We start from the raw sequence: 3,215 nt of genomic DNA, 5'->3' as shown, positions 1-3,215 counted from the left end.
TGAAAAAGTTTCTGCCAATGTTTTTCTACAAAAGAATATGAATAAGATTAAAGCTAGTGATTTTGAAATGGAAAAAAGAATGAAAGCTATAGATGACAAAATATCTGAACGTGCTAAAAAGATAAAAGATAATGATGAAAAGATTTACAAATTTTTATCACAAGAAGGCATAGCTAAAAAAATTAAATCAGGTATAAGAGATGTAGTTTTAAATGGAGCTACATTATCTGACAACAAGACATTTGAGGACTTGGCAAAAGAAGAGGGCGGAAACACTAATAAAAATTCATTGAACTTGCTTAGAGAGTATTTGAGGACTCCTGATGAAGCTTCTAAGATACATTCTAAGAAAGGATCATTAACTAAATTGCAAAAATTTGAAATAAAGAGTTCATTTACAGCAAATCCAATAGAAGGTTCTAATATGATGAACAAAATAGAAAACTTGATGTTTGATAATGTTAAGACTATTGATGAGTTGAAAAAGAATGCTGATGAACTTGGTGATTTCTTAGGATTCAAGCTTGTTAATGACAAGTTGTTTCAAAGTGATGGAGTTAGTATTATAGAAACTCTTGAAGGTAAAACAGGAAATGAATTTGAGGAAGGAATGAAAAAAGCTAAAGAGTTATTTAGTAAAAATTTAGCAAACACTTCAGAGATAACAATAACTTCTAAAAAATATATGGGTTCATTTAGAGATAAAGAATTTGAATACAAAGATATGTTTACTGGTAAAAGTATAAATGAAACTGGTTATTCAAGAGAAATGTCATTCTTTGCAAGACATCCTCAACAAACTATTAATCATTTTGGTGGAGTTCAAACAATAGTGTTGGATACCAAGAATAAAAATTTAAATAATAAATTTGCAAGAGCTTCATTAACATTTTTATCTGAAGAAAAAAATCAAGCAGGTGTAATCATACTTGGAAAGAAAACTATGTTATTCCGTAGAGGAGATCAGTGGTCTCCCCATAAAGAAATTTATGGAAAAAAATACTGTGAACGATTAACAATCGGTGTCTTATCAGCTTAAAGCATTAAGTAGGAAATAACTTATTAATGATAACGCTAACGGGGGAATTGGACATTCGTCGTGAGATATAATCGAAGACAATCCCGTGCCAAGCCTAGATATTTAGCGTAGGAAGGTGTAGAGGCCATAGAAAGTAATATTTGAATATTATTAGTAAATACTGGATAGTTGGAAGGCTATTTGGGAAGTGCAGTACTCTTAGTTTCTTCCGACACGCGTGTCGGGTGATTCAGATGAAGAGATGGTCCGATATTTGATAAAACAAATAAAGCATGACGGAGATAAAGTAACACAAGCAGTTTTAGATTTTATAACAGATAAAAAAGTAAGCAATAAAACTAAATCAACAATGTTTTTAGAATATCAATTAAAAAATGATTTGTTAGGTAAATGGGATGAAACTAAAGGTAAATTTACTGAGTTCACTGGTGATTTTATAAATGATAAAGGTGAAATGGTTGATTTAACAAAAGTAAAAAATCCATTGTCACTAATCAAGAAAACTCTTGGTATATCAGAAGAACAATTGAAGATGAGATATAAATTATTTAAAAATTATAACTTCTCAGTTGAAGGAAGAGCTTATAAAGAATTAGCTAAACATTATGGATATGTTTATCACATGATGGCTGGATTAGAAGAGTTTGGAACAGATACTAAGGTTTTATCCAATGAGAATATAGATAAGCTAGAATCAGTTATTAAGATGGCCAGTAACAAAAATTATGCAGATGTAGTTGGAGTTAATGGTGATGTAACGAAAAGAACAATAACTTTAGGAAGTAAGTATGCTAGAGAAAACATTAAAAATTCTTATGAAGTTGTTGATATGCTGAGAAATGGAATTACTGATAAAAAATTATTTAAAGAAAAAATCCAGGGAATGGATATAATAAGTGCTACTGCATTGTTCAATATAGCTAAAGGTGATGAAGGAACTTATGAAGAAATTTTTAATAAATCTCACAAGGTAGCAGATAAATTTTTAAAACTAGGTGACTTTGATAAGTTCTATTCTAAAAAAAGTTCTATGGGAATTTTTGATGCATTAACAGGAATTAGAAATACTGGTTCTACTCATAGTTATGCTACTAGATTAAGACTTAGTGGTGTTGAGGTATTCAAAATAAATGCAGATAATCTTATGGAAAAAATAGGAACTAGAGCAGGAAGAGAAGGGCTTGAAATTAAAGCACTGAAAGAAATGGTGAGGAAACAAGAATATTATATTGGAGCTTCAGATATTTTTTATGACAATATGATTGAGTCAGCTATATCAGCAAAGCATGGATTAACTCTAGGAGGACTAGAAGGTTCTAAATTATTTATAAATAATCTCTTAGGTGTGCATTCAGAAAAATTAAACAATAACATGGTTTCTATGTTTGATAAAATATTTATAAAAAACAATAAAACAGATCTTATAAAGTTTGCGGATAGACTACTTAAATTCAATGAAGAATTCACTAAAGTAAATAAAGGATTAGAAACAGTTATAGATGAAGTTGCTGTAGCTAAATTAGACAAGGATATATTTTTAAAAAGTTTTGACCACGGTGCTGAAGAATATATTTCATTGCTAACTAAAGCAAATGTAGATTCTAAAGAAATAAAAAAATATTTAAAATTCAAGAACAAATACAATAAAGAAGTTGAGAAGGTGGAAACTAAACTATTCAATAAAATGGCAAGTAAAAAAGGTAGTGGACTTATTGATTTTGAAGCTTTCAAAGGATTATACTTATTTGGAGAATTGATGATACAAAATGATCCTAACTCTGAGTATGATATTGGAGAAGTTAAGAATTTAATAAAATCTTATAAATCTAAAGCTATTACATACGAAGAACTTTTGAATAACCATGAGTTTAGGAAGTTTAAATCTCAAACTTATGCAACATTGGGAGCTGCTGCTGGAATATCAAATATGGCAAATCTAAGAGGTTATATACAAGCATTCCAAAGTGAAAGAGCTGACTTTGCTTACAGAGGTGAGTTTTTAAATAAAGTTTCTGAAAGGTATAGGATAGATATGAATATATTGGAAGATGCCTTTGATAATAAATATGAACTTAAATCAGAAGAATTGAGAGCTAAACTTGGTGCTAAAAAAGTGGATAACATACAGAAAATGGGTAAGGAATTTATCGCAAAAAGGATAGCTATGGGAAATGAA

The 3,215-nt window shown here is 29.5% G+C and carries 2 protein-coding genes; both read left to right on the top strand.

Annotated features, from left to right (window positions below):
• Positions 1 to 1,039 (top strand): hypothetical protein (locus tag Q0V09_RS09615; RefSeq protein WP_297488965.1); only part of this gene is annotated, 1,039 nt, incomplete at its 5' end.
• A gap of 253 nt (positions 1,040 to 1,292) precedes the next feature.
• On the top strand, positions 1,293 to 3,215 hold a 1,923-nt coding region (locus tag Q0V09_RS09610), incomplete at its 3' end, for a hypothetical protein (protein ID WP_297488963.1).

It is taken from the genome of uncultured Cetobacterium sp. (assembly GCF_947039425.1).
GTDB lineage: Bacteria > Fusobacteriota > Fusobacteriia > Fusobacteriales > Fusobacteriaceae > Cetobacterium_A.
This window is presented reverse-complemented; position numbering and strand designations above follow the sequence as displayed.